Raw genomic sequence first — 2,086 nt, 5'->3', positions numbered from 1 at the left:
GGCCGGAAGGGCAGGGATGCAGCAGGTCGAGGCGGGCTCGGCGGGCGCCGAGAAGACCGGCCGGCAGGGCCACGACTTCCGCCGGGGGCTGGTCCGCGACGCCTGCGCGCGGCCGGTGGTGTGCGGGGTGCGCGAGGCGAGAACGGTCTGAGCCGTCGGCCGCACGGGCGGCCGCGGCGAGGCCTGAAGGCCGGCGGAGGCGTCGACGCTGAGGGAGTGGGCGGCCCTCGGCCGGCGGTGAGCTGCCGGTGAGGAGCAGAGGACTCCAAACCGGGCGAACGGGTCTCCGACCCGGTTGTGTTGTCCAGGCGCCTACGGTGCCCGTAGGCAGCGGGCGCCTTCAAGGCCCACGTTGATGTCCCCACCCGTTGGGCCGGCGTCCGCTTCCTGGGCCCGCCGGCGAGCCGGGACGCGGGCTGCACCGTCTCGGCGTTGAGGGTGATGCCGGCGGTGGTGAACAGATCGGGCGGGAGGGGACAGGCATCGTGGTGAAGCTCCACTGCTGCTGCCGTGATGAGTCCTGCGGAGACGTGTGCCAGCCCCCGAGAGCTTGCCGCGATCAAGTCGCAGCCGATCTCGATGGCGTCGACGGCAGCTCAGGTACCTGGGTCATCACCGCCGCTTGGATCGCGCTTCATCGGCCCTTTATGCCCGCGACCCGGCCCTGCCCTTCGGGTGCGACGCGGCTTTTGTGGGCTGTTGGGTCGCTGATCATTCTCGTCATCTGCGCCGCTGGTGAAGACGGCCGCGCGCAAATTCACGCACCGTCGCGGCTCCGTCACCTCTGAGCCGCAATGGCACCGGTGCCTCCAAGTCGAGTGATCAACTTGTGCCGATCGGCTGCCGTCCGATTGCACCACCGTGAACGGCAGGCCACACATCGAGCATCGCACGTGGATGAAGCGCATGGCCGCCTTTCGGCAATCAGGAACAACGATCCGAATACAAAGGGAGTGCCCGCACGCCTGGTCGGTGGCCGACAGCTTGGCTCGCATCGGCGGGGAACTCTGATCCTTACAGCCGGTTGGCTTAGTAACTATATCGAGCAGCACCGCCCCGTATTGCTCGATACAGATACGCCCGGCCCAGGATCATCTCCCCTGGGTCGGGCTTTTATTTCTATCCGGTAACAAGTCGATACAAATCTGTGACCCATTACGCTTCTGCCGATGGGATCCGCCGTGCGTGCGGCCGAGTTCATGGATCAGACTGCATGGATAGGAGATGATCCTGATGAAACGTCTTGCTCTTGCCTCGACGGCGCTGCTGGCCGCGGTCGCATTTGTTCCGACCGGTGCTGATGCGCGCGGCTTCGGTGGTGGCGGTTTCCGTGGCGGTGGGTTTGGTGGGGGCTTCCGGGGCGCCGGCTTCCGCGGTGGCTACGGCGGCTTCCGGGGCGGATATGGCCGCTACGGCTACGGGTATGGCCGTGGATACGGCTACGGCGGTCTGGGGCTGGGCCTCGGCTTGGCCACGGGCGCTGCCGTCGGATACGGCTTGGCCGGCGGCTACTACGGATACGGCTACCCCTATGGCTACGGCTATGCCCCGGCGGGCTACTACGGTGGTCCCTACGGCTATTATCGCCGCCCCTATGGCTACGGCTACTACGGGTACTGAGGTCGGCTCACGGGTGCTGTACACGCGCTCGTAACCGAACCCAGGCATCATGTTGTTGGGCCACGTCGCGTATCGGCCCGACTGCAGGTGAGATCGGACGTCCGCCGCGCCGTGAGCAGATCGGGGTGGGGCCGAGCGGCCGATGCTCCGCATGAGGTTCAGGTCCATGCCGATCCAATCGGAGAAGAAGCTGTCCGACGCCGAGCTGGATCGGCTGGCGCGCGAGCTGTTCGCCGAGGTTAGGGCACAGCACCCCGAGAAACAGCTAGGCAAGCCGGCAGGGGACGCGGCCGGCGATGTCAGTGTGGACCTACTGGACTGGCTGTCGGACGGTGGCGACGGCGATGGTGGCGGCCACAGCGGTGACTGATCCGGCCGGCGCTCAGCATTCGGCCGCGCGCAACCAAGCATAGCCGTGTGCGTTCTTGGGAAGCGGCGCCGTTGGGCGCCAGAGGCTTCCCCCATG

At 67.1% G+C, this 2,086-nt stretch carries 2 protein-coding genes; both read left to right on the top strand.

The annotated features are described in order from the left end of the window. Nucleotides 1-1,224 precede the first annotated feature (1,224 nt). A complete protein-coding gene (locus MKL01_RS00785; RefSeq protein WP_243903340.1) occupies nt 1,225-1,620 on the top strand; it encodes a hypothetical protein in 396 nt (131 codons plus the stop codon). 166 nt (nt 1,621-1,786) lie between these two features. Next, nucleotides 1,787-1,990, top strand: a complete 204-nt coding sequence (locus MKL01_RS00780; RefSeq protein WP_243903339.1) for a hypothetical protein — start codon at nt 1,787-1,789, stop codon at nt 1,988-1,990. The last annotated feature ends 96 nt before the right edge of the window (nt 1,991-2,086 follow it).

The sequence above is a fragment of the Methylobacterium sp. J-070 genome, from assembly GCF_022829385.1.
In the GTDB taxonomy this organism is placed as follows: domain Bacteria; phylum Pseudomonadota; class Alphaproteobacteria; order Rhizobiales; family Beijerinckiaceae; genus Methylobacterium.
This window is presented reverse-complemented; position numbering and strand designations above follow the sequence as displayed.

What these genes read in the sequence shown, in the direction of transcription:
- MKL01_RS00785 (WP_243903340.1), top strand. Translation starts at nt 1,225, where the DNA reads ATGATCCTGATGAAACGTCTTGCTCTTGCCTCGACGGCGCTGCTGGCC.
- MKL01_RS00780 (WP_243903339.1), top strand. Translation starts at nt 1,787, where the DNA reads ATGCCGATCCAATCGGAGAAGAAGCTGTCCGACGCCGAGCTGGATCGG.